The sequence below is a fragment of the Legionella waltersii genome (genome assembly GCF_001468085.1).
GTDB classification, from domain to species: Bacteria; Pseudomonadota; Gammaproteobacteria; order Legionellales; family Legionellaceae; genus Legionella; species Legionella waltersii.
The window spans coordinates 1-354 of record NZ_LNZB01000059.1; the positions used below are offsets into that span (position 1 = coordinate 1).

Consider the following 354-nt stretch of genomic DNA (forward strand, 5'->3'; position numbering starts at 1 on the left):
TTAAAAACCGCTTTGTTCCACTGCGCCAGTTTAGAAGCTTAAACGATGCTAACGAGCAGTTAAAGATCTGGTTAATACAAGAGGCTGGCGCGCGCAACCACGGCACCACTCATGAAAAGCCCTTGGTTCTATTTGAAATTGAACAACCTCTCCTCAAAAAACTGCCTAACCATCCGCCCGAGTTTGCGGCGTGGGAAAAGGTTAAACTTCATGGTGATTGCCATGTGCAATACAAGAAATGCAGATACTCAGGCCCATATCGCCTTGCTCGGCAAGAGCTTTGGCTTAGAGCAACGGATACAACTATCCGGCTGTATTTCAATCATCAACTGGTAGCACTCCATCCCAAACTCG

At 46.9% G+C, this 354-nt stretch carries 1 protein-coding gene; it reads left to right on the forward strand.

Annotated features, from left to right (window positions below; all coding sequences use genetic code 11):
• Window positions 1-354 (forward strand): Mu transposase domain-containing protein (locus Lwal_RS17955; protein WP_420798170.1); only part of this gene is annotated, 354 nt, incomplete at both ends.